Raw genomic sequence first — 23,361 nt, forward strand, 5'->3', positions numbered from 1 at the left:
TGGCGGTGCCCGGCGGGTTCGGGCCGGCGCAGCTGATGCTGGCCGCGGCCGGCGTCGCCGCGTGGTCGCTGATCGCCCTGATGGTCCCCGGTCCGGAGCGCGAGCGGGTCGTCGGCGTATTCACCACGACCGCGACCGTCGGTGCTGGGGTGTCGCTGGCCGCAGGCGCCGAATTGCTCTGGCATTTGCCGATACTGACCATCGGCTGCGGGCTCATCGTGGCGGCCCTGCTGGTCACCATCGAGGCCGCCCCGTTGTCGGCGCTGTGGGCGCGTTTCCCGCTGCCCGTGATTCCGGCGCCCGGCGATCCCACCCCGTCCGCGCCGTCGCTGCGCGTGCTCGAGGACCTGCCGCGGCGGGTGCGGATCGGCGACGCGCATCAAAGCGGGTTCATCGCCGCCGCGGTGCTGCTCAGCGCGCTGGGCTCGGTGGCGATCGCGCTGCGCCCGGAGTCGTTGGGGGGCTTCGGCTGGTACGTGGTCGGCGCGACCGCGGCGGCGTCCGTGCTGCGCGCCCGTGTGTGGGACTCGGCCGCCTGCAAGGCCTGGCTGTTCGCCCAGCCCTACCTGGTCGCCGGTGTCCTGTTGGTGCTCTACACCGCGACCGGGCGGTACGCCGCCGCACTCGGCGCCGCGCTGGTACTCATAGCGTTGGCGCTGGTGTGGGTGGTGGTGGCGCTGAACCCGCGCATCGCCGCGCCGGAAAGCTACTCGCTCCCGTTGCGGCGGCTGGTGGGCTTCGTCGCGGCCGGACTCGACGCTTCGCTGATCCCCGTGATGGCCTACCTGGTCGGTCTGTTCGCCTGGGTGCTCAATCGATGATGCGGCCCCAAGCCGGATTGGCCTGCGCCACGGCCGCTTTGGCGGCCATGCTGTGGACCGCTCCGTCGGCGTTGGCCATCGATCAGCCGAAGGCGGACCCCGGCGTGCCACCGCCGAGCGGAGCCCCGGGACCCGGGCAGCCGATGGAGCAGCGCGGCCCCTGCAGCGCCTCCGGTGTCATCCCGGGCAGCGATCCGGCCGTGGCCACGCCCAGCGAGTCGATGCTGAATCTTCCTGCTGCATGGCGGTTTTCCCGGGGCGAGGGCCAACTGGTGGCGGTCCTCGACACCGGCGTGCGCCCGGGCCCGCGGCTGCCCAACGTCGATCCCGGCGGCGATTTCGTCGAGACAACCGACGGCCTGACCGACTGCGACGGGCACGGCACCCTGGTGGCCGGCATCATCGCCGGGCAGCCCGATGACGACGGGTTCTCGGGCGTGGCGCCCGCCGCGCGGGTGCTCTCGATCAGGTTGACGTCCGCGAAATTCTCGCCGCGAACGCCGGGCGGTGATCCGCTGCTGGCCAGGGCATCCCAGGACGTTGCGACGCTGGCGCGGGCGATCGTGCACGCCGCCGACCTCGGCGCCCGGGTGATCAACATCTCCGCGATCACCTGCCTGCCCGCCGACCGGACGGTCGACCAGGCCGCGCTGGGCGCGGCGATCCGCTACGCGGCGGTGGACAAGGACGCGGTGATCGTGGCCGCCGCGGGCAACACCGGCGCCACCGGATCGGCCGCCGGCGGAACGGCCTGTGAGTCCAACCCGCTCACCGACCTCGGCCGCCCCGACGACCCGCGCAACTGGGCCGGCGTCACGTCGGTCTCCATCCCGTCGTGGTGGCAGCCCTACGTGCTGTCGGCGGCCTCCCTCACCCCGGACGCGGAGCCGTCGAAATTCACCATGGCCGGGCCGTGGGTGGGCATCGCGGCGCCCGGCGAAAACATCGTGTCGGTCAGCAACCGCGACGGCGGCGGCCTCGCCAATGGCCTGCCCGACGACCACCAGCAGTTGGTCGCGTTAAGCGGCACCAGTTATGCGGCCGGCTACGTGTCGGGCGTCGCGGCCCTGGTGCGCAGCAAGTATCCCCAACTGAGCGCGACGCAGGTGGTGCACCGCATCACCGCGACCGCCCACAACGGCGCCCGGGCGCCCTCCAACGTCGTCGGCGCAGGCGCGGTTGACCCCGTGGCGGCGCTGACATGGGAACTGCCCGCCGGCAACCCAACCGGCGCGCCGGCGGCCAGGCCGGTCACCGTTCCGCCGGCACCGGCGCCCGAGAACACCACCCCGCGGACCGTCGCATTCGTCGGAACCGCCGCGCTCGCCGTCGTCGTCGCGGTCGTCGCCGCCATCGCCGCGATCGCCCGAAAGAAGGAGACCACCCCGTGAGCCGCTCGATACCCGTGCCAGGAACCGGCCGGATCACGCTGGCGCTGCTGGCCATGGTGCCCGCGGCGATGGCTTACCCCTGGCGATCCCCGCGCGACTACTGGGTGCTGGGCATCGCGGCCGCCGCGGTGGTCGTGCTGTTCGGCTGGTGGCAGGGCCTTCACCTCACCACGATCCTGCGCCGGCGCCTGGCGATGGCGCGGCGCGCCCGGGGGTTCGTGCCCGAATCGGGCTCTGGGACAAGCGTAACCGCGCTGCTGCGACTCGGGCCCCCGCTGGGTGACTCGGACGTGCTCCCGCTGCAGGTCATCGCCGAGTACCTGGATCGCTACGGCATCCGCGCCGACAAGATCCGAATCACCAGCCGCGACAACGCGTCCGACGCCTCGAGGCGCCAGACCTGGATCGGGCTCACGGTGTCGGCGGCCGACAACCTGGCGGCGCTGCAGGCCCGCTCGTCGCGGATCCCGTTGACCGAGACCGCCGAGGTGGCCGCGCGCCGGTTGGCCGACCACCTCCGTGAGATCGGCTGGGACGCCGCCAGCGTCGCGGCCGACGACGTCCCGCGGCTGCTGGCGCCCAACGCCCGCGAGACCTGGCGGGGTGTGCAGCGCGGCGAATCGGATTACATTGCGGCCTACGCGGTCCGCGTCGACGACGGATTGGCCGAAACGCTGGACGCGATCCGTTCCCACCCGGTGCGCGAGACCTGCACGGCGCTGGAGATCGCCGGCGACCGCACCCACTACACCGTCGCGGCCGCCTGTGCATTCTTGACCGATATGCCCCCCGTGGGCGGGGCGCCGCTGGCCGGGCTGATCCCGCAGCGCGGAAACCAGCGGCCCGCGCTGGCGGCGTTGGATCTGTTGTCGGCGCAGCGCCTTGACGGACACGCCGACGAGCCCGCCGGCCTCCTGGCCGGACTGGTATGGCCGACTCCGGAGGCGGGCGCCCATCGGGCTCCTCGTGCGGAAACCGCTAGAACATAACCCCGCGCAGAAACTGGGTCATCCGGCGCAGATAGTCCAGCTGGCTCACGTGCAGCACGTGACTGCCCGGAAACCAGTGCAGCGCACAGCGATTCCAGTGCTCCCAGAGCGTGACGGCCTGCTCGGGCGGGGCCATCCGATCGCCGAGGCCGGTGATGATCATCCGGCGGTCCTTTCCGATCAGCGGCGGGTAGTTCAGCGGAGAGTGATAGGCCAACCCGGCGGCGAGCTCGTCACGGCTGATCTTGGACATCCGCAACCCCAGCCCCATGAGCTTGTTGGCCGGGAACCATTCGTCGAACATCGTTGACGGGGTCACGACGGGGCAGTTGGGGATGACGGCGTCGAGCCGATCGTCGACCGAGGCCACCAGCGCGGAGGTGTAGCCGCCCAGCGAGATGCCGGTCAGCGCGATGCGCTCGACGCCGGTGTGGCGCAGGTGGTCGATGATGGACCGGAAGTCGTGCACGGCCTGGGCCATCGCCTCGGCGAAACCGCACAGCCCGCCGGCGAAATACCCGAAACCGCTGAACGGCGAATACCTTTCGGCCCGTGGGCCGTGGAACGGCAGCGTGTACATCAGGACGTCGTAGCCGGAGCGGTAATACCACGGCAGCGTGAAGAACCGCCCGTTGGCCAGATACGACGACCCCATGAAGCCGTGGATGACGCACAGCGTGGGGTGCGGTCCGTCGCCATGACGCCAGTGCTGCGCGTGCACGATGTTGTTGGCGGACAACGCGCTCCAGCGCGTGCGCAGCGCGGGATTGATCGCCCGGAAGCTGCTGGGGAACGAGATGTTGTCGACGGTGCCGTGGGCGATCCACTCCGCGAGCCGGTTGGCCGGCCGCGATGAGACGGCGGGCAGCTCGGTGGGCGCCGGAAACGATTTCGCCGGATCACGTTCGGCGCCGAGCTCGGCGTAGAAGCGCAGGCTCTCGCGTTCGCTGCCGGAGCGCACCGACGTGGCGAGGATGGCGGGGGTGACGGTGGTGGTCAGCACCGACGCGACCGCGGTGCGCAGCGCGAGGTCGGAGATGGCCGCGGCCTCGACGACCATTCGCTGACGGGGCGACAGGGCGGAGCGCGGCGGCAATCCCGCGGCGCCGGCGGGCACGTCGGCGCCGGGAACATCCGGAACGGGAACCGGGGGATTGACCGGGTCCGGGTCGGGCGGTGTCACAAACGCGATGCTATCGCCCACTCGGTCGGCGCCGGGGCCGCATGCGGTAATACGGTTTACCTATCAGCGCTGCCCGTGCTGGTGTTGATCAGGAGGACGGACATGTGGGATCCCGACGTCTACCTGGCCTTTGCTGACCATCGCAGCCGCCCGTTCTATGACCTGGTGTCGCGAGTGGGTGCCAAGCAGGCGCGTCGGGTGGTCGACCTGGGCTGCGGCCCGGGTCACCTGACCAAGTATCTGGCCCGGCGCTGGCCGGAGGCGGCGATCGAGGCGGTGGACAGCTCACCGGAGATGGTCGCCGCTGCCAAGGAGCGCGGCATCGACGCCGTCATCGGCGACTTGCGGGACTGGAAGCCCAAGCCCGACACCGACGTGGTGATCTGCAACGCCGCCCTGCATTGGGTGCCCGAGCACGCCGATCTGCTGGTGCGGTGGGCCGGCGAGCTGGCGCCCGGCTCGTGGATCGGCGCGCAGATCCCGGCCAACTTCGAAACCCCATCGCATGCCACCGTGCGGACGCTGGCCCGCCGCGAGCCCTACGCAAAACTCATGCGCGACATACCATTTCGGGTAGGAGCGGTGGTGCAGCCGCCCATGAACTACGCCAACCTGCTGCTGGACGCCGGATGCAAGATCGACGTCTGGGAGAGCACCTACCTGCATCAGCTGACCGGTGAGAACCCGGTGCTGGAGTGGATCACCGGCACGGCGCTGGTGCCGGTGCGCGAGCGGCTCGACGACGAGGGCTGGGAGCAGTTTCGCCGCGAGCTCATCCCGCTGCTGGACGACGCGTACCCGCCCCGCGCCGACGGCACCACGATCTTCCCGTTCCGCCGCGTGTTCATCGTCGCCGAGGTCGGCGGCGCGCAGCGTTCCAGGTAGCGCCGACTACTCCTCGATGCCGCGGTCGACGGCGATCGCCGAGCGGCTGCTCGGCTTCATGCGGTGAATTTGCAGATACGTCTCGGTGTAACGCAGGGCGATGCGGTAGCCGGCAAATTCCGACGGTATGACGTCGCCGGTGCGCTGGCGCCAATCATGCAGGCGCACAGCCAGATCGGCGGCGATCGCTTCCGCGCCCGCGTCGTCGGCCTGCGCGCCCGTCAGCAGGTTGGTGGTCTCGCTGGGATCGGAGCGCAGGTCGTAGAGCTCGCGTTCGGGGCGCGGGCCCGAAATGAACGGTGCGACCGCCTGCCCGGACGGGCTTTCCTGGATGTCCAACGGCAGGTCGAGCAGCGGACGGGCCGCATAGTTCTCGATGTAGCTGTATTCCTTGGTGCGAATCGCGCGGATGGGGTCGAACGAGTCGTGGTAGGTCTTCATGGTGTACACCTGCTGTCGCACCGGTTCGGCTCGCGGGCCGGGCGCCAGCAGCGCGTCGGCGTGTGACACCCCCTCGACGCCGGCCGGCACGTGCACGCCCAAGAGCCCGAGCAGCGTCGGCACCAGGTCCACGCCACTGAACAGCTCGTCGTAAACGTGCGGCGCCACCGTGCGTTTGGTGGGAGGGCGGATGATCATGCCGATGCCGGTTCCGGCGTCGTACAGCGTGGACTTCGCGCGCGGAAACGCCGGCCCGTGGTCGGTGAAGAACACCACCCACGTGGTGGCGTCGAGCCCCGTTTCGGCGAGTGCGTCCAGCAGCCGGCCGACGGCGGCGTCGGCGGTGGCGATCGCCCCGTAGAAGTCGGCGAGGTCGCCACGAACGTCGGGGGTGTCCGGCAGGTAGTCGGGGGGATCGACCTGGGCGGCGTCGGCCGGCTCGTAGCGGTCGCGCGGGTAGGGCCGGTGCGTCTCGAAGAAGCCCGCGGTCAGCAGGAACGGCTGGCCCGCAAGGTTCTCGGCGCTGTCCCGCAGCCATTCCTCGGTGCGGTCCACCACGTAATCGCAGTAGGAGTTGGACACGTCGAACTCGTCGAAGCCCAGCCGCTTCGGGTAGGACGTCTCGTGTTGCATCCCGAAAAGGGCCGAATACCAACCCGACTCGGACAACATCTGGGGCAGCGTCCGCACGCCGCTTCGATATTCCCAGCCGTGGTGGGCCAGGCCGACGAGCCCGTTGCTTTGCGGGTAGCGCCCGGTGAACAGCGATCCGCGCGACGGCGAGCACAGCGGCGCGGTGGCATGGGCCCTGGTGAACAGGATGCCCTCGGCGGCAAGCCGGTCCAGCCGCGGGCTGGCCACGTCCGGGTGACCGTAGGCGCCGAGATATCGCCCCAGGTCGTGCCAGTGCACGATCAGCAGATTCTCTTTGGCGTGTTGAGCCGTCATTACCGTCACCTCGACCGGCGACGATACAGCAGGGCGTCTGCGTCCACCGGACGTTACGCTCGGCGCGATCCCCATTCGTTCTCCGAGACGAACTCCGGCAGCGGCCGCCCGAAGGCCCACCCGTCGAGCTCCAGGGCCGGCCGGTCGGGAAACTCGGGCACCGGGCCCAGGCACAGGATGGCCACCGGCTCGGCGTCGGCGGGCATCGCCAGCAACGCCGCCAACCGTCGCGGGTCGAACAGGGAAACCCAGCCCATGCCAAGGCCTTCGGAGCGCGCCGCCAGCCACAGGTTCTGGATGGCGCACGAGACCGACGCCAGATCCATCTGCGGCAGGGTCCGCCGGCCGAACACGTGCCTGTCGCGGTTGTCGCACAGCGCCACCACGAACAGTTCGGCGCACTCGAGGATGCCCTCGACCTTGAGCGCCAAGAACTCCTCGGCACGCTCTCCCAACGCCGCGGCCGTGAGCGGACGTTCCTCGTCGACCAGCGCGTGAATGCGCCGGCGCAGCGCGCCATCGGTGATCCGGATGAAGCGCCATGGCTGCATCAGGCCGACGCTGGGCGCGGCGTGCGCGGCCTGCAACAACCGGGCCAGCACCTCCTCGGCCACCACGCCGCCCGGTGAGAACCGGCGCATGTCGCGCCGCTCGGAGATCACCCGATAGACGGCCCGCCGCTCCTCGGGGCTGAAGGCCGGATCGGTCACACCAGCCATCGTAGGAAAGCGATCGGCACCGTGACGATCACGGCGAATAGGTGACGCCGACGGCGCGGAAGACGTATTCGGGCGGCATGTCGAAGGTCAGCGACCGCCGCGGCAGCGCGGCGAGCACGTCGTCCGGGACGGCCGCCTTGTAGTGCAGCGATAGCTCCCCGCTGAACTTCGGGTCCACCTCGGCGACGTCGACGTCGACCTGCACACCGGTCGACGAGATCTCGACCTTGGCCGCGCCGGTCTGCGGCGCGTCCCAGCGCGCATTGACGGTGGGCCCGGCCAGCTTGGGCAGCATGGACAGCGTCGCCAGCACCCGCTCCGAGGTGAAGACGAGCGAGCCGGCGTAACTGGCGACGCTGTGCGGCAACCGCACACCGGGGATGGTGCCGCTGAAGCGCCGAGTCACCGCGACGTAGTCGGCGAGATAGATGAGGCCCTCCGCCTCGACCTGGGCGTGCAGGTCGGCGGGAAGCTTGCCGATGCCGAACAACCTGCGGATGAAGACCGCCATAGAGGCCAGTATGACCGGCCTGGTATCCGTTGACTCATGACCCGCCCCCGGACCGGCTGGGCCGTGGGCGTCGCCCTGGCCGCCGCGGTCGTGTACGCGGTCCTGTGGGTGGGCTACTGCCGGCACTGGAGTTGGCCGCAGCGCCTCGACTGGTCGTTGTTGAGCCCCGCCCACGACATCGGCGTCAAGCACCCGGCGTGGGTGAGTTTCTGGGACGGGGTGTCGTTCGCACTGGGGCCCGTCACGTTGCGGCTGCTGGGGATGGTGGCGACGGTGGCCGCGCTGGTGCGGCGTGACGTGCGGGCCGCGCTCGTGCTGTTGGCGTGTGCGCCGCTGAACGGGCTGGTGACGGCCGCGGCCAAGGGCCTGGTGGACCGCCCGCGGCCGTCGACCATGCTGGTGGCGGTGCCGTCCTCGTCGTTTCCGTCGGGGCACGCGCTGGAGGCGACGTCTGCGTTGCTGGCCCTGCTGGTGTTCGTGCTGCCGCTGCTGAGCCGCGCGCTGGGCGGCATCGCGGTCGCGGTGACCGCGCTGAGCCTGCTGCTGGTCGGGATGGCCCGGGTGGCGTTGAACGTGCACTACCCGACCGATGTGCTGGCGGGGTGGTCGCTGGGCTACCTCTATTTCCTGTTCTGCCTGTTGGTGTTTCGGCCATTTGCGAGCGCGCCGGCCGATCCCGCGCCGGTGATCACGGCGCAGTTACGCAACCGGGCCTAAAGCTTTACTTGACCTCGAGGTTCATCCCGTCCGACGATTGAATCCATGCGCCGACTGCTCGCTTCGCTGTGCGCCGGGGCGTGCCTGCTCGCCGCGTCGGTCCTGCTGGCACCGGCCGGCAATGCGGCCGCTCCCTGGTTCGCGAACTCCGTCGGCAATGCGACGCAGGTGGTTTCGGTCGTCAGCACCGGCGGTTCCAACGCGACGATGGACATCTACCAGCGCACCGCCGCCGGTTGGCAGGCGCTGGTGACCGGGATTCCCACCCACGTCGGTTCCGCGGGCATGGCGCCGCAGGCCCGCAGCGGGGTGCCGGCCACGCCGATGGGCGTGTACACCCTCGACTCCGCCTTCGGCACCGCGCCGAATCCCGGTGGGGGACTGCCCTATACGCAGGTCGGGCCCAACCACTGGTGGAGCGGCGACGACCACAGCCCCACCTTCAACAGCATGCAGGTCTGCCAGAAGGCGCAGTGCCCGTTCAGCACGGCCGCCAGCGAGAACCTGCAGATCCCGCAGTACAAACACGCGGTGGTCATGGGCGTCAACAAGAACAAGGTCCCGGGCGGCGGTTCGGCGTTCTTTTTCCACACCACCGACGGTGCCCCCACCGAGGGCTGCGTGGCGATCGACGACCCGACGCTGGTGTCGATCATCCGGTGGCTGCGCCCCGGCGCGGTGATCGCGATTACGAAATAACCCCGCGACCACCCGCCCCGGCCTGCGGTGTTTGCGTGATCCGGTGACGTGGGCGACGCTTGCGTGCAGTTATTCGAACACGGAAGGCGCCTCGCGATGACAGAGCTGGTTACCGGGAAAACGCTGCCGAATGTCGTTGTCACCGGCATCGCCATGACCACCGCGCTGGCGACCGACGCCGAGAACACCTGGAAGTTGTTGCTGGACCGGCAAAGCGGCATCCGAACCCTCGACGACTCGTTTGTCGACCACTATGACCTGCCGGTGCGCATCGGTGGGCACCTGCTGGAGGAGTTCGACGACGGACTGACACGGGCCGAGCGCCACCGGATGGGCTACCTGCAACGGATGTCCACCCAGCTGAGCCGCAGGGTGTGGCAGAACGCCGGCTCGCCCGAGGTAGACCCCAACCGGCTGATGGTGTCCATCGGCACCGGCCTGGGCTCGGCCGAGCAAATCGTCTTCAGCTACGACGACATGCGCGCCCGCGGGCTCAAGGCCGTGTCCCCGCTGGCGGTGCAGAAATACATGCCCAACGGCGCCGCGGCGGCCGTCGGGCTGGAACGGCACGCTCGGGCCGGGGTGATCACACCGGTGTCGGCGTGCGCCTCGGGTTCGGAGGGCATCGCCCAGGCGTGGCGCAACATCGTGTTCGGCGAGGCCGACGTCGCGGTCTGCGGCGGCGTCGAGGTCAAGATCGAGGCGGTCGCGATCGCGGCGTTCGCCCAGATGCGCATCGTGATGTCTACCAAGAACGACGACCCGGTAGGCGCGTGCCGCCCGTTCGACCGGGATCGGACCGGCTTCGTGTTCGGTGAGGCCGGCGCGCTGATGATGATCGAGACCGAGGAGCACGCCAAGGCGCGCGGCGCCCACATCCTGGCCCGGCTGATGGGGGCCAGCATCACCTCCGACGGCTACCACATGGTGGCCCCGGACCCCAACGGCGAACGCGCGGGCCACGCGATGTCCCGGGCGATTCAGCTGGCGGGCCTGACACCGGGTGACATCGACCACGTCAACGCCCACGCGACCGGCACCTCGGTGGGCGACCTGGCCGAGGGCAAGGCCATCAACAACGCGCTGGGCCCGCACGGCGGAAACGCGGCGGTGTACGCGCCCAAGGCCGCGCTGGGCCACTCGGTCGGCGCGGTCGGCGCGGTGGAGTCGATCCTCACCGTGCTGGCGCTGCGAGACCAGATCGTTCCGCCCACGCTGAACCTGGAAAACCTCGATCCGGAGATCGATTTGGACGTGGTGGCGGGCAAGCCGCGCCCGGGCGACTACCAGTACGCGATCAACAACTCGTTCGGATTCGGCGGCCACAACGTCGCCATGGTCTTCGGCAGGTACTAGACCGATCTACGCCAACGCGCGGCCGGGCTTGACCTTGAAGTCCATGCCCGCCAACGACATTGTCGCGTCGTAGGTCCTGTCGTAGCCGGTTCCGCTGATCTTCCAGCCGGCTTCGGTGCGCCGGTAGGAGTCGCGGTAGAACGCCGCGCCGATCAGCATGAAGTTGAAGTCCGCCACGATGACCCGGTCTTGCAAATACCAGCTGCCCGAGGCTGTATCGCCGGTCACGTCGATTTCGGGGTGGGTCACCCGGTGCTCGGTGATGACGCCTGCGCCGAGCGACGAGCGCATGTACTCCACCAGTTCGGTGCGGTTGGTGAAATGCAACTCGTTGCCGATCGACGGCCCGTAGTCGGCCTTGATGTCCTCGGCCAGCGTGTCGGCGAAGTCGTCCCAGTGCTTGGTGTCCAGGGCGCGTAGGTAGCGGTACTTCAGCCGTTTGATCGCTTCGACGTCGGCTGCCGCATCGTGAGGGGTCATCCCGTCATTGCAGCACACGGCGGAAGGACGCCTGCGGTCAGTACGAGAGCCGGGGCCTTCTCCGAGTTATAAGCGGCTGCGACCCGGATCGGCACGTCGTGTGCGTAGGTTATATGTCGCGATATCCGCTCAGCGTCATTGCAGCGCGCGGGTGACCATGTCGATCAGGGCGCGTCGTTCCAGGCTCCAATCGATGGCGGTCCCGGTGATCATCTGCGCCAGCACCACACCCCGCAGGGCGGCCCAAATCACCTTGGCCACACCGGCATTGGCCGGGTTATCGGTGATCAGCCGGCCTAGCTGGCCGATCGCGTCGTTCATTTCCAGCAGGTGGCGCCGCGACGACGCGCCCGGCCCGCCGCGGGTGGCGCGCAGGATCTCGAAGGCCGCCAGCGACGTCGGGCTGCTGTAACAGCTCCAGGCGGTGTCCACGACGACCTCGATGCGTTCCCGCAGCGGAAGCTCGCTGACGTTGGCCGAGGACAGGCTCTCGAGCAGTCTGGCCACGCCGTCGTCGACGACGGCCATGAGCATGCCGTTGCGGTCGCCGAAGTGGTACTGGATGACCCCCCAGGTCACGCCCGCGCGTTCGGCCACGTGCTTGGCGGTCGCGGCGGCGAACCCTTCCTCCACGATGCAGCGCACCGTCTCGTCGATGATCTTGGTGCGCGTGTCATCCCCGCGCTTGCGTGGCGCGCGGGTGCGCCGGGTGGGGGCAACGGACATTGTTGACTTTATAACATAAAGCCGACTATTTTTGGGCGGTGAGCCGATCCCGTTACGCGCGGTTGTCCCGTCAGGAGCTGTCCGCCCTGGTCCCCGAACTGCTGTTGATCGGTCACATGATCGACCGCTCCGGCATGGCATGGTGCATCCAGGAATTCGGTCGCGAGGAGATGGTGCAGATCGCCATCGAGGAGTGGGCCGGCGCCAGCCCGATCTACACCAAGCGCATGCAGCGGGCGCTGAACTACGAGGGCGTCGACGTGCCCACCATCTTCAAGGGCCTGCAGCTCGACATCGGCGCCCCGCCGCAATTCATGGATTTCCGCTACACCGTTCACGACCGCTGGCACGGCGAATTCCAGCTCGACCACTGCGGCGCGCTACTCGACGTGGAGCCGATGGGCGACGAGTACGTCTTTGGCATGTGCCACACCATCGAGGACCCGACGTTCGACGCCACCGCGGTCGCGACGAACCCCCGCGCGCAGATGCGCCCCATCCACCGGCCGCCCCGGGTGCCCGCCGACCGGCAGCCGCACTGCGCCTGGACCGTCATCATCGACGAGTCCCACCCCGAGGCGCAGAGCATTCCCGCGCTGGACATCGTTGGCAAAACCCGCGCAGCCACTTGGGAATTGGATCCCATCGATCGGTCCGACGAGGGACAAGCGGACTACTCGGGGCCCTTGCTGTCCGACTTCGACTTCGGCGCCTTCTCGCACTCGGCGCTGGTCCGCATGGCCGACGAGGTCTGCCTGCAGATGCACCTGCTGTACCTGTCGTTCGCCATCGCGGTGCGGGCGCGCGCGGCCGACGCCGCCCAGGCGGTCTCGGTCGGCACCCGCGGCCTGATCGGCCTCGCGGGGCTGGGGGCCGAGCGGATCCACCGCGCCCTCGAATTCCCCGGCGGGATGGACGGTGCGCGACAGGTGTTCGAGTTGCACCCGCTGCTCAACCCGGCGGGCTACGTCGTCGCGGAAACCGCGGACAACCGGCTGAGCGTGCACCGGTCGCCGGCGCACGACGACGGCGCCTGGATCTCGCTGTGCTCGCCGGAATCCGTGCAGCCGCTGCAGGCGATCGCCACCGCCATCGATCCCCGCCTTGCGGTTCGGGTCAGCGGGACGGACACAGACTGGAGCGCGGAACTGGTTGAAACCGATGCCCCCGCAGCCGAACCGTCCGAGGTCTCGGTGGCCAAATTCAGTGGCGGCTCGACTTTTCAGTTCCAGCCGAGGCATCCGCTGCCGCTGACCGTGGTGTAGTGCCGCGTCACTGTGACGTGACTTGACCGGTTTGTCAATAGGTTTCGGATCCCGATTGGGTGACGCTCTCACATCGAGCGGATACCAATGACATTGCAAGCCATCGGCTTTCCGCGTGTCCGCGGCTATGGTTAACGCTGGCCATCGACCCCTATAGACGAAAGTATTCGCTCTATGTACGACCCAGTCGGGTTGTCGATCGGGACCACGAACCTGGTCGCTGCGTGTAACGGAAGTCCACCGGTCTCACGCCGCGCTGTGCTGACCCTCTATCCGCACTGCGCGCCGAAAATCGGCCTACCGCTGCACAACACCGAAGCTCCGCCCCTCAACGAGCCGGGCGTGCTGATGCGCGGATTCGTGGAGCGCATCGGGGATTCGGTCGCTTTGGTCTCGCCCGACGGCTCCGCCCACGACCCCGACCTGCTCACGGTGGAGGCCCTGGACGCCATGATGGTGGCCGCCGGCGCGGACTCGGCCGCGTCGGAAATCTCCATCGCCGTTCCGGCGTACTGGAAACCCGCCAACGTGCAGGCGCTGCGCAACGCGTTGCGAACACACTTGGGATTCGTGCGAAGCGGCATGGCCCCGCGCCTGGTCTCGGACGCCATCGCGGCCCTGACGGCCGCCAACGCGGACCTGTGCCTCGCGGCGACGGGCGTCGTCGGGCTGCTCGACTTCGGCGGCGGCGGCACGTCCGCCACCCTGGTCAGCCTGGCCGGTGATTTCGAACTGGTGAGCCCCACAATGCGTTACGCGGCATTTTCCGGCGACGAGATCGACCAGGCGGTGCTGCTCAAGGTCTTCGAGGAGCTCGGACACGGCAGCGGCATCGACCCGGCCAGCACCGCCGGGGTGGGCCAGCTCGGGCTGCTTCGCGAGCAGTGCCGGGAGGCCAAGGAACGGCTGTCCACGGAGACGGCGGTCGAATTCGCCGCCGAGCTCGGTGGGCGCAGGTGCACCATGAAGCTGACGCGAGACGAGCTGGGCGACCTCATCCAGGACCGGCTGTCCGGCTTCATCTATGCGTTCGACGACATGCTGGCCCGCCACAAGCGGGGTTGGGCGGACCTGTCGGCCGTGGTCACCGTCGGCGGCGGGGCCAGCATTCCGCTTGTCACCGAACGCCTTTCGGTGCACGGTCGCCGGCCGGTGGTNCGCCGCCGGTCACCACGCAGCCCCCGCCGCCGCCCGTCACAACGGCGATGACCACCGCGCCTCCACCGCCGCCGACCACCACACCGCCGCCGACGGCCCAGGCGCCGTCGACCACCCCGACGACGACGGTGCCGATGACGACGCAGTGGATCCATGTTCCGCTGCTGCCGGTGCCGATACCGGTCCCCGTTCCGGCCAGCCAGGCCCCCCAGGCGCCCCAGGCTCCGCCGTACCCGCAGTATCCGGGCAACTCGCAGAACCCGTTCTTGAGCCCGGGGTACTGAGTCCCCGCGCATGCTGTGAGCTTGATCAACCTGAGGTCAGGGGGACAAGCGCCTTCACCCGCACGCGGGTAGCGTGGTATCACCAGTTCGGGAGGGTCTGTTTTTTGGTGCCCTCGGGGGAGGGCAGTCAAGACCTGGGAGGCGCAAAGTGGACATCGTGCTCGGAGTGTCAACGGCTCCGACCACCGTCCGCCTGGTGCTCATCGAGGGCCAGGATGCCGACGGTGTCACAGTCGAAGAGGACGAGTTCGAGGTCGCCGCTTCGTGCGCGCCCGCGCAGGTGATCGACGCGATCGTCGGCACCCGGGAAGGCGCGACGGAGGGCGGCTACCAGCTGACCTCGACGGGCGTGACGTGGACCGATCCCGCCGAGGTCGGCGCGCTGCGCGAGGCGATCGCCTCCCACGACGTCGGCTGCGTCATGCTGGTCTCCCCGTTGCTGGCCGCCGCCGCGCTGGCGCAGACGGTCGGTCAGTCGATCGGCTACCAGCACATCGCGATGCTGTTCGTCGAGCCCGACAGCGCAACGCTGGCCGTGGTCGACGTCACCGACGGTTCCATCATCGATCTGCACCGGCGGCAACTGGTAGGGGACACCGCGGTCGAGCTGTCGGGCATGGTGGCCGGGCTTGATGCGCCCGGGTCGGAGGCCGACGGCGTGTTCGTCGTTGGCTGCGGGGCGGGACGCGGGAGCGACGTGGCCGCGATCAAGGCGGCGCTCGAGGCGGCGACCGCGCTGGCCGTGAGCGTGCCCGAGGAGCCGGACATGGCGCTGGCCCGGGGCGCGGCGCTGGCGTCGGCGAACGCGCCGCTGTTCGCGGTGTCGACGGCCGCCCTGGCCTATTCGCTGGACCCCGGCACCGGCGAGGTGAATCCCCGGGCGCTCAGCCCGACCTACCTCGAGGTTTCCGGCAATGCCCGTCCGGGCGCCCTGGCCTACAGCGCCCTGGACGATCTGGGGGACGATACGCACGACCAACCGCGTCGGCGCAGGTTCCCGATGCTGGTCGGCAGCGCGCTGGCGAGCATCGCGGCCGTGGCGGCCGCGGTGGTGGTGGTCTCGCTGACATCGGACGCCCACCCGGCCCCGCAGCAGGCCAGCCCGCATGCCGTCGCGCCGGTGAACCNCCGCCGGCCCCGGTCGCCGCGCCCGCGCCGCCGCCGCAGTACCAGCGGCCGCCGTTGACGATGTACCTGCACTTGCCGTTCGTCACGGTGCCGATTCCGATCAACCCGCCGCCACCCCCGCCGCCGCCGGCCCCGTAGACCGGTTCCTGGCGGTCGGCGACGCCTGAGCGCACACTGATCAGTAGCGCTGTCACTGCAAGGAGGTCCGTGTGGGCGAGTACGGTGCGTTCGGATTCGATCCCGACGAGTTCGACCGCGTGATCAGGGAGGGCAGCGAGGGCCTGCGCGACGTGTTCGAGCGAATCGGCAAATTCGTCACCGCCCCGGTGCCGGGGACCAGTTGGTCCGCGCTCTTCGACGACCTGTCGCGGCGGCCGCGCCGTGCGCCGGAGACCGCGGGCGAGGCCGGCGACGGGGTGTGGGCCATCTACACCGTGGACGCCGACGGCGGCGCTCACGTCGAACAGGTTTACGCGACCGAACTCGACGCGCTGCGGGCCAACAAGAACAACGTCGACCCCAAGCGCAAGGTGCGTTTCCTGCCCTACGGCATAGCCGTCAGCGTCCTGGACGACGACTCTGAAGAATCCGGCGAAACCGGCGCGACGGGCTAGCGCCGCAGCTCCTCAGCCCTGCTGCACCTCGTTGGAACCGCCGGAGTTGCTGATCTTGGGATTGCCCGAGTGGTAGGTGATCTTGTTGCTGAAGCCGGACGCGTCGATGCTGTCGACGGCGTCGACGGTGATGGCGTTCTGAACGCCGGACACCGTGAGGCTCGTGCAGTGGCCGGTGATCACCACCGTGTTGGAAACCCCGCTGACGCTGACGATGTTGTCGTTGCAGGCGATCGTTCGATGCTCGTTGATGCCCGAGACGCTGACCCTGGCGCCGGGCGACGGGGTGGGTGACGTCGACGGCGTGGTCGTCCTGGTCCGGGTGCTCGACGGGCCGGGGCTGCTGGTGGCGCTCGAGGGCGGACCAAACGTCGCGGAGATGCTCGGCGGGGAGCTGATGATCGAGCGGACACCGGAGAGCTGGTGCGCGGCGAAGGCGGCGATGCCCCCCGCGAGGGCGAGAAAGCCGATGACGATGAACGTGCCCACGATCCACCATGTGCGGCTGCCCGACGAGGACCTCGGCGGCGGCCCATACGACGGGCCCCCATAGGTCCACGGGGCGGCCGGCGGCGGGCCGGCTGGAGCCGGCGGATACGGATAGCCCCCGGGCGGCGGCGCTTGTCCGGACTCGGACGCGCGCACCGTGTCGGCCAGGGGGCGCTCGAGTTCCCGGATGCGCTCTTCCGGGTCATCCTGCGAGTTCATGGACAGATGCTCCCACCGGAACGTGTCGAATGGGTAGTTTCAGCACCGTGCCCGACTTGCCGAACCGCCAAATCCTGTTGCGCCGCCGCCCCACTGGTCTGGTCCAGCCCGAGGACACCGAGCTCGTCACCAGGCCGGCGCCCAAGCCCGCCGAGGGCGAGGCGCTGCTTCGAACCACCTATGTGGGCCTCGACGCGGCGGTCCGCACCTGGCTGAACGACCAGCCGGGCTACCTGCCACCGGTGCAGCTGGGCGAGGTGATCCGGGCGGCCGGGATCGGTGAGGTGGTGGCGACGCGCTGCGACGCCTTCGAGATCGGCGACGTCGTCACCACGCTGTCGGGTTTCCAGGAGTACGTGATCATCCGCGACGACGTCTTCAGCACGCCGGTTCCCGGCCAGGGCGCGGTGGATCAGCTGGCGGTGATGTCCGTGTACGGCCCCACCGGGGCCACCGCGTACATCGGGATGATGGACATCGGCCGGCCCCAGCCCGGCGAGACGGTCGTGGTGTCGGCCGCCGCGGGCGCCACCGGGTCGGTGGCCGGGCAGATCGCCAAGATCGCCGGCGCGCGGGTGGTGGGCATCGCCGGGGGCCCGCAGAAGTGCCGGGCGGTGGTCGAGGACTTCGGATTCGACGCGTGCATCGACTACAAGAACGACGACGTGGCCTCGGCGCTCAAAGAGCATTGCCCGCGGCGGGTCAATGTCTATTTCGACAACGTCGGCGGGCCGATTCTCGACGCGGTGCTGGGCCGGCTGGCCACCAAGGCCCGGGTGGTGCTGTGCGGCGTCATCTCCAGCTACCTCACCGGGCAGCACCCCGGACCGGCCAACTACGTCAACCTACTGTCCAAGACCGCGTCGATGCAGGGATTCAACGCGCTCGACGACTGGGGCCGCTTCGATGAAGCGTTCGCCGCGCTTCGCCAGTGGGAGAGCGAGGGCCGAATTAGGGCGCGCCAGACCGTGTTTGAGGGCGTCGAGTCGTGCGTCGACGCCCTCAACGGCCTGTTCACCGGGGCCAACATCGGCAAGATGCTGGTCAAACTCAGCGAGCCCGCCTCCGGCTGAGTCAATGGTGGCGGCCCGCGGCGCCCGGCCGCGCCGCGCTCGCGATCTAGCCCTCGCCGAGGACGCGGTGCAGCGCCTTCTTGGCCTCGGTCAGGGCTTCGAGCACCTTGGTGCGGGTCTCGGCGAGCTGCTGCTTCTGCTCATCGGTGCCGGTCCAGGTGATCGTGCGGGCCAGGCCGGCGAGTTCGAACAGCTCCCTGCGGATCTTGAAGGCGTCGCCGAACTTGGCGGCCCGCCCCAGGAAGGCGTGCGCGGTCTCGCTGCTGACGCCCCGCCAGGCCAGCAGGTTGCGGCCCAGTTCGGTCAGCGTCGCGACGCCGTTGTCGACCGTGACCACACCGCGGCCGGCCAGCAGGCCGATGGCGAGCTCCGCCACGTCCTGCGGCGGCGTGAATGCGCCCTCGGTCGCGTCGGATACCCGCTGCACGATCTGCGCGGCGTCGGCCGGCCCATCGAGCAGCAGCGCCGCGGTCACGAACGCGGCACGCTTGAGGAAGGGCCGGCGCCCGTGGCCGAATCCGCCCTTGAAACCAGGGCCGCCACCGAATCCGCCTTGCCCCCAGCCCTTTTCGTTCCAGCCGCCGCCGAAACCGGGACCGCCGAAGCCGGGAGCGCCGAAGCCGGGGCCGCCGAAACCGCCGAAGAATCCACCAGACATCTCTGTCATTCCTTTCTACATCAGGACTATCAAGCTCCTTGATACCACCGGCACGGGCAATGTCAAGGAAATTGATGGTTGCGTGCTGCGAACCGCTGGGCGCATGCCAGCATTGGGGCATGAGCCACGCCCACCAGGAGCCGCTGGGATTTCTGCTGTACCGGGTGATGGCGGCGCTGCGGCCCCAGGTCGCCGCGGAGCTCAAGCCGCTGGGCATCGGGCTGCCGGAATTTGTGTGCTTGCGGATTCTGTCGAAGCATCCCGGGCTCACCAGCGCCGAGCTCGCGCGCGGCACCAACGTCTCGGCGCAAGCGGCCAACCAGGTGCTGCGCTCGCTGGAGGAGCGCGGCGCGCTGGCCCGTCCGGCGACGGCCCCGGCGGGGCGGGCGATGCCGGCCCAGCTCACCCGCGAGGGCAAGGCGCTGCTGAAGCGCGCGGACGCGGCGGTGCGGATGGCCGAGCAAAAGATCATGGCCCGGCTGAGCGCCGACGAGCAGCTTTACCTGAAGCGACTGCTCTACGCGGCGGGCACGGATTCGGCCGCTAACTGCCGTTAATCCGCCAAATTGGACGGGGTGCGCACGGTCAGGCGAGATGCGCACGGCCCCCGGCGCGTGGTTTCATAACACCGTTTGCGAGAGTTGCCTAGGGGAATTCGTTCCGGGTCGCAGGTCCCGGCGCATCAACGATTGGGGAGTGCAGATGGATCGTCGCAGCATGTTGCTGACTACGGGGCTCGGCATGCTGGCGGCCGTGGCCGCGCTTCCCGTCCCGGAGGCACTGGCCAACCCGCCCCGTCCGGTGCCGCCCAAGGCGCCGTCGGCAGGCCCCGGCGGCTACATCTTCTCCGACGAGTTCGACGGCCCGCCGGGCTCGGCTCCAGATCCGGGGAAGTGGACGGTGCAGACCTGGCAAGACGACGTGTTTCCGCCGGTCGCGGGGATATACCGCGACGACCGCCGAAACGTGTTCCAGGACGGCAACTCCAATCTCGTCCTGCGTGCCACCCAGGAGGGCGACACCTACTACGGCGCCAAACTGCGCGGCAACTTCCGCAGCATGATCAATCAGACCTGGGAGGCACGGATCAAGCTGGACTGCTTGGAACCCGGCCTGTGGTCCGCGTTCTGGGGGGTCAACGAGGACCCGCTGCCCGACGGCGAGGTCGACCTCTTCGAGTGGTACGGCAACGGCTCGTGGCCTCCGGGGACCACGGTTCACGCGGCGTCCAACGGCAAAACCTGGGAGGGGAAATCGATTCCCGGGCTGGTGGACGGCGGCTGGCACACCTGGCGAATGCACTGGGGTGAGGACGGGTTCCAGTTCGCGCGCGACGGGGCACAGTACTTCACCGTTCCGAACAAACCCATCCACGTCCACGGCGGCGCTCCCGACGACTTCCGGTGGCCGTTCAACAACCCCGGCTACTGGATGACCCCCATGTTCACCCTTGCGGTCGGGGGCGTCGGCGCCGGCGATCCCGCCGCGGCAACCTACCCGGCGGACATGCTTGTCGATTACATCCGCATCTGGTGACTATCGCTGGGCTTTGATCACCTGGACAAGGTTGAACTGCCAGCGCTCGACGAGCCGGAACCCCAGCTCGCGCGGAACCGCGAAGGCCGGAGTCGGGCCGTAGACCGGGCCCGGCGGCAGCGCCGGACCCTGCTCGTGAGCGGGCATCGACTTGTCGGCTTGGGTGATGATCCACACGACGCCGCAATGGCTTAACGGCTGGGCCACGACCTCCGGGATGAGGTTGGTGTCGAAGACGTCGTTGCGGTCAGTCGCCCGCTGCCACAGGGTGAGGTCGATCAGCTTCCGGTAGGCGTCCGGGCGCGCCGCCAGCAACGGGCGCATCGGGGCGGGCATGAACGTCACCGTGTCGTTCACCAGCAGGCAATCACCGGGGGCCGCCTTCGCGGTGATCAGATCTGCCACCTGGCTGTAGTCCATCCCGTATTTGGCGTACGGGTTGCGTTGCGCACGAACATAATTCGGTGCAGCCGCGACGGCGAAAAGGGCGACCAGGGCGGCGGTCGTCCATGGCTTGGCGGCCACCGCGGCCGTGCAGACCCCCAGGATCAGGGCCATCGCCGGTGCCGTGAAGGCCAAATAGCGCGGCGTGTAAATCGGGTGCAGCAGCGCCGACCAGATGACGATCAGGGCGGTCGGTATCGCCAGCCACGCCACCGCAATGGTCAACAGTTGCCGATCCCCCCGAGCGAGCCGCGCGGACCTGCTGAGCCACAACACGATAGCCGCCGACACCACCAGCGCCGACAAGACCGCGAACGGCGGGCTGCGTTCGAAATACTGCTGAACCACCACGTCTTCGATCGTCCGGTGCCCGATCGGCGGGACCCAACGGATCTGATGCGACTGCCCCGCGACCGCGACCAGAAACGGCGCCAGGGCGCAGCCGACCGCCCCCGACGTAACCACGAAGCGCACCAATGCTTTTCGCGCGTCTTGGCAGGTCCACACGAAGGTGAGGTGCGCCAGCACCACCAGGACCAGGTAGGCGTCCAGCACGATCGACAGGGCCAGGGCGGCGCCGTACGACACCCAGGCCCACGCGGTGTTACGGCGCGCGGCGACGACGAGCAACACCGTCAGCCATACCGCCGCCATCATCGACAGGGCATAGGGGCGGGCCTCGATACCGGCCCACGTCGTCCGGGGCAGGATGGCGCACAACGCTCCGCACGCCACGGCCACGGTGCGAGAAGAGAACTGCCTGGCCAGCACGACCACTCCGGCGGCTGCCCCGCCGACCGCCAGACCGCTCGGGGCACGGGACCAGAACTCGGTGGGCGGGAAGATCTGGAACCAGCCGTGCATGAGCGTGTAGTACAGGCCGTGGACGGCGTCGACGTTGCCCAGCATGCGCCAGAGCTGGCCCAGCGATCGGCTGTAGGACGCCGAAATGGTTGCGGCCTCGTCGTACCAGAACGACGGCCGGGCGGCGCCGGCGAGACTGATTGCGGCGCCTAACAATCCGACGATCAGCGGGTCCAGCGCGACCCGCGGCAGTGCCAGCGGGCCGCCGCGGAGATGCCGTGACTCGGCGGTATCGGAGACGCTCACCGCCCGCTATGTTGCCAGAAGCGGGCGGGAGGCTTGCGTCAGTTACTCAGCCACACGTGCCAAAACCCGTCGGGACCGAAGCGGCAGTCCCAGTGGGTGTAGAGCTGGTCGTTGTGCGTGATCTCCACGTGCGGGCCGTCCGCCAGGCAACCGCCCTCACTCGAGTAATTGCCCTCGACTTCCACCTCGTCGGCGCTGGCCACGCCGAGCGCGATGGTCATCAACCCCGTCAGCGCCAGAATCCCGGCAGCAACCAGCGTCTTCATGCGGATCTTCCCCTCGGTATCGGTGCCGCGACTCTAGCGACGCGGCCGGGTGCGCCACGTGAAAACCGAAGGACTCGAGCGGCCCATTCGAACGTATGATCGATAAATGGGCGAGCTCGCGTCGATCGGATACAACGGTCAGCCCGTCCGCAGCCCGTTCCGGGTGGTGCGCCCGCCGATCACGGTGCTCGTGGACCTGACGGTGCTGTTCCCGCGCGAGCCGCACCGGTCGGGCCGGTACCAGCCCAACGGCCTGCAGCTGCACAAGGTCGTCGAGGGCCGGCTCAGCTGCTGGGGCGTCTGCGAGCAGGGCGACTGGTGGGGGCTGGTGACTTATCCCGTCGCGTACGGCTCCAAACGGAAGACCGTGACGCACTGGGTGCCGGCCTGGACGCTGCGCCGGAAAGGCTAGCTCGCCGCGCACCGTTGATTCGTCACCGACCTGCACTCACTGCGACATTTCGACCGTCTTTCGCACCACGTGCACGTTCGGCACTGCGGCAGCTTTCCTGGGCGCGACGCTGCGCCGGACGGCCGGCAATGCGATGATGGCTGCCCGTGACAGGCAACCTGGTTTCCGCCCTGACCAAGCTCATTCCGCTGGGGTTGGTCATCGCGCTCTCACCGATCACGGTGATCCCGGCGGTGCTGGTGCTGCACGCGCCCCGCCCGCGGCCGGCCAGCCTGTCCTTCCTCGGCGGCTGGCTGCTGGGCATGGTCGCCCTCACCGCGGCGTTCGTCGCGGCCTCCGATCTGCTGACCGATCTGCACCAGACGCCGCCGACCTGGGCGTCCTGGGTACGCGTGGTGATGGGCGCGGCGCTCATCGCGTTCGGTGTGGTCCGCTGGCTGACCCGGCATCGTCAGGGCAAGACCCCGGTTTGGATGCGTTCGTTTTCCAAACTGACCCCGCTGCGCGCGGGCGTCACCGGGGCGGTGCTGACCGCGGTACGACTCGAGGTGCTGATCCTGTGCGCGGTGGCCGGCCTGGCCATCGGCACCGGCGGGCTCAGCCCGGCGGCCGGCTGGGTAGCCGGCGCCATCTTCGTCGCCGTGTCCTCGTCGACGGTCGCCATACCGATCCTGGCCTACGCCGGCGCCGGCGGCCGCCTCGACGATGCACTGGAGCGGCTCAAGGCGTGGATGGAAGAAAACCACGCCGCCATGCTCGCGATCATCCTGGTGCTGATTGGTTTGTTGGTGCTTTACAACGGAATTCACGCGTTGTAGTCGCTCCACAGGTTAGATTGC

General features: G+C 69.2%; 26 protein-coding genes and 1 pseudogene. 17 read left to right on the forward strand and 10 right to left on the reverse strand.

All coding sequences use genetic code 11. The features are described from left to right. The 3 genes from eccD to eccE form a co-directional block, all read left to right on the forward strand. A partial coding sequence (eccD, locus tag BN4348_RS57300) for a type VII secretion integral membrane protein EccD (protein ID WP_084454708.1) occupies positions 1-821 on the forward strand: 821 nt, incomplete at its 5' end. Further along, positions 818-2,212, forward strand: a complete 1,395-nt coding sequence (gene mycP, locus BN4348_RS57305; protein ID WP_066917493.1) for a type VII secretion-associated serine protease mycosin — start codon at positions 818-820, stop codon at positions 2,210-2,212. The genes eccD and mycP, both read left to right, overlap by 4 nt. Beyond that, positions 2,209-3,201, forward strand: coding sequence for a type VII secretion protein EccE (gene eccE, locus BN4348_RS57310; protein ID WP_066917494.1), 993 nt, complete (start codon positions 2,209-2,211; stop codon positions 3,199-3,201). Before mycP ends, eccE begins: the two co-directional genes overlap by 4 nt. Here the strand turns inward: eccE and BN4348_RS57315 are convergent. Next, positions 3,191-4,384: an alpha/beta hydrolase family protein gene (locus tag BN4348_RS57315; RefSeq protein WP_066917521.1), complete on the reverse strand. Its 1,194-nt coding sequence runs from the start codon at positions 4,382-4,384 to the stop codon at positions 3,191-3,193. The two genes, eccE and BN4348_RS57315, sit on opposite strands and share 11 nt — an antisense overlap. A 102-nt stretch (positions 4,385-4,486) precedes the next feature. Here BN4348_RS57315 and BN4348_RS57320 point away from each other — a divergent pair, with 102 nt between their 5' ends. Then, positions 4,487-5,269: a trans-aconitate 2-methyltransferase gene (locus BN4348_RS57320; RefSeq protein ID WP_066917495.1), complete on the forward strand. Its 783-nt coding sequence runs from the start codon at positions 4,487-4,489 to the stop codon at positions 5,267-5,269. Positions 5,270-5,275: 6 nt separating this feature from the next. Here the strand turns inward: BN4348_RS57320 and BN4348_RS57325 are convergent, their stop codons facing one another. From BN4348_RS57325 to BN4348_RS57335, 3 genes are read right to left on the reverse strand one after another with little or no spacing between them, the layout of a single operon-like run. Next, positions 5,276-6,658, reverse strand: a complete 1,383-nt coding sequence (locus BN4348_RS57325; RefSeq protein ID WP_066917496.1) for a sulfatase family protein — start codon at positions 6,656-6,658, stop codon at positions 5,276-5,278. Positions 6,659-6,711: 53 nt separating this feature from the next. After that, positions 6,712-7,377: a 5,6-dimethylbenzimidazole synthase gene (gene bluB, locus BN4348_RS57330; protein WP_066917497.1), complete on the reverse strand. Its 666-nt coding sequence runs from the start codon at positions 7,375-7,377 to the stop codon at positions 6,712-6,714. A 28-nt stretch (positions 7,378-7,405) separates the two neighbouring features. Beyond that, positions 7,406-7,888, reverse strand: a complete 483-nt coding sequence (locus BN4348_RS57335) for a hypothetical protein (RefSeq protein ID WP_066917498.1) — start codon at positions 7,886-7,888, stop codon at positions 7,406-7,408. A gap of 36 nt (positions 7,889-7,924) precedes the next feature. Here BN4348_RS57335 and BN4348_RS57340 point away from each other — a divergent pair, with 36 nt between their 5' ends. The 3 genes from BN4348_RS57340 (at position 7,925) to kasB (ending at position 10,660) form a co-directional block, all read left to right on the forward strand. Then, positions 7,925-8,605, forward strand: a complete 681-nt coding sequence (locus BN4348_RS57340) for a phosphatase PAP2 family protein (RefSeq protein ID WP_066917499.1) — start codon at positions 7,925-7,927, stop codon at positions 8,603-8,605. Positions 8,606-8,650: 45 nt separating this feature from the next. Next, on the forward strand, positions 8,651-9,304 hold the full coding sequence (locus BN4348_RS57345) for a L,D-transpeptidase family protein (RefSeq protein WP_066917500.1): 654 nt from the start codon (positions 8,651-8,653) through the stop codon (positions 9,302-9,304). A 96-nt stretch (positions 9,305-9,400) separates the two neighbouring features. Next, on the forward strand, positions 9,401-10,660 hold the full coding sequence (gene kasB / locus BN4348_RS57350; RefSeq protein WP_066917501.1) for a 3-oxoacyl-ACP synthase KasB: 1,260 nt from the start codon (positions 9,401-9,403) through the stop codon (positions 10,658-10,660). Between the two features lie 6 nt (positions 10,661-10,666). Here the strand turns inward: kasB and BN4348_RS57355 are convergent, their stop codons facing one another. Both BN4348_RS57355 and BN4348_RS57360 read right to left on the reverse strand, forming a co-directional pair. Then, positions 10,667-11,158 carry a nuclear transport factor 2 family protein gene (locus BN4348_RS57355; RefSeq protein ID WP_066917502.1) on the reverse strand — a complete coding sequence of 164 codons (492 nt, stop codon included), beginning with the start codon at positions 11,156-11,158 and terminating at the stop codon, positions 10,667-10,669. Between the two features lie 117 nt (positions 11,159-11,275). Continuing rightward, positions 11,276-11,866: a TetR/AcrR family transcriptional regulator gene (locus tag BN4348_RS57360; protein WP_066917503.1), complete on the reverse strand. Its 591-nt coding sequence runs from the start codon at positions 11,864-11,866 to the stop codon at positions 11,276-11,278. Positions 11,867-11,904: 38 nt separating this feature from the next. Here BN4348_RS57360 and BN4348_RS57365 point away from each other — a divergent pair, with 38 nt between their 5' ends. From BN4348_RS57365 to BN4348_RS57380, 5 genes and pseudogenes are all read left to right on the forward strand, one after another. Continuing rightward, positions 11,905-13,131 carry a hypothetical protein gene (locus tag BN4348_RS57365; protein ID WP_066917504.1) on the forward strand — a complete coding sequence of 409 codons (1,227 nt, stop codon included), beginning with the start codon at positions 11,905-11,907 and terminating at the stop codon, positions 13,129-13,131. A gap of 174 nt (positions 13,132-13,305) precedes the next feature. Next, a pseudogene (locus tag BN4348_RS57370) lies at positions 13,306-14,304 on the forward strand (Hsp70 family protein); the annotation flags it as partial. 32 nt (positions 14,305-14,336) lie between these two features. Next, on the forward strand, positions 14,337-14,573 hold the full coding sequence (locus tag BN4348_RS63175) for a hypothetical protein (protein WP_304441132.1): 237 nt from the start codon (positions 14,337-14,339) through the stop codon (positions 14,571-14,573). 196 nt (positions 14,574-14,769) lie between these two features. Next, positions 14,770-15,759 carry a DUF7159 family protein gene (locus BN4348_RS63180; protein ID WP_456238213.1) on the forward strand — a complete coding sequence of 330 codons (990 nt, stop codon included), beginning with the start codon at positions 14,770-14,772 and terminating at the stop codon, positions 15,757-15,759. Between the two features lie 151 nt (positions 15,760-15,910). Further along, positions 15,911-16,315: a hypothetical protein gene (locus tag BN4348_RS57380; protein WP_066917505.1), complete on the forward strand. Its 405-nt coding sequence runs from the start codon at positions 15,911-15,913 to the stop codon at positions 16,313-16,315. A 12-nt stretch (positions 16,316-16,327) separates the two neighbouring features. On the opposite strand, the gene BN4348_RS57385 is transcribed toward BN4348_RS57380, so the two are convergent. Next, positions 16,328-17,023: a DUF3060 domain-containing protein gene (locus BN4348_RS57385; protein ID WP_066917506.1), complete on the reverse strand. Its 696-nt coding sequence runs from the start codon at positions 17,021-17,023 to the stop codon at positions 16,328-16,330. A gap of 47 nt (positions 17,024-17,070) precedes the next feature. On the opposite strand from BN4348_RS57385, the gene BN4348_RS57390 reads away from it, so the two are divergent. Next, the gene (locus BN4348_RS57390) at positions 17,071-18,096 is read left to right on the forward strand and encodes an NADP-dependent oxidoreductase (protein WP_066917522.1); all 1,026 of its coding nucleotides are present in this window, start codon (positions 17,071-17,073) and stop codon (positions 18,094-18,096) included. Positions 18,097-18,142: 46 nt separating this feature from the next. Here the strand turns inward: BN4348_RS57390 and BN4348_RS57395 are convergent, their stop codons facing one another. After that, positions 18,143-18,754, reverse strand: a complete 612-nt coding sequence (locus BN4348_RS57395; RefSeq protein ID WP_066917507.1) for a hypothetical protein — start codon at positions 18,752-18,754, stop codon at positions 18,143-18,145. A 119-nt stretch (positions 18,755-18,873) separates the two neighbouring features. On the opposite strand from BN4348_RS57395, the gene BN4348_RS57400 reads away from it, so the two are divergent. After that, positions 18,874-19,311, forward strand: a complete 438-nt coding sequence (locus BN4348_RS57400; RefSeq protein WP_066917508.1) for a MarR family winged helix-turn-helix transcriptional regulator — start codon at positions 18,874-18,876, stop codon at positions 19,309-19,311. Positions 19,312-19,456: 145 nt separating this feature from the next. Further along, positions 19,457-20,290, forward strand: coding sequence for a glycoside hydrolase family 16 protein (locus BN4348_RS57405; protein WP_066917509.1), 834 nt, complete (start codon positions 19,457-19,459; stop codon positions 20,288-20,290). Here the strand turns inward: BN4348_RS57405 and BN4348_RS57410 are convergent, their stop codons facing one another. Next, positions 20,291-21,796, reverse strand: a complete 1,506-nt coding sequence (locus tag BN4348_RS57410) for a glycosyltransferase family 39 protein (protein ID WP_066917523.1) — start codon at positions 21,794-21,796, stop codon at positions 20,291-20,293. It lies immediately after the preceding gene. An 86-nt stretch (positions 21,797-21,882) separates the two neighbouring features. Further along, positions 21,883-22,110: a hypothetical protein gene (locus BN4348_RS57415; RefSeq protein WP_066917510.1), complete on the reverse strand. Its 228-nt coding sequence runs from the start codon at positions 22,108-22,110 to the stop codon at positions 21,883-21,885. A 106-nt stretch (positions 22,111-22,216) separates the two neighbouring features. Between BN4348_RS57415 and BN4348_RS57420 the strand changes: the two genes are divergently transcribed. Then, entirely contained in the window at positions 22,217-22,522 is a 306-nt protein-coding gene (locus BN4348_RS57420; RefSeq protein WP_066917511.1) for a hypothetical protein, read from the forward strand. A 140-nt stretch (positions 22,523-22,662) separates the two neighbouring features. Next, positions 22,663-23,340: a GAP family protein gene (locus tag BN4348_RS57425; protein WP_372514141.1), complete on the forward strand. Its 678-nt coding sequence runs from the start codon at positions 22,663-22,665 to the stop codon at positions 23,338-23,340. Positions 23,341-23,361: the final 21 nt, after the last annotated feature.

It is taken from the genome of Mycobacterium interjectum (genome assembly GCF_900078675.2).
Classification (GTDB): domain Bacteria; phylum Actinomycetota; class Actinomycetes; order Mycobacteriales; family Mycobacteriaceae; genus Mycobacterium; species Mycobacterium interjectum.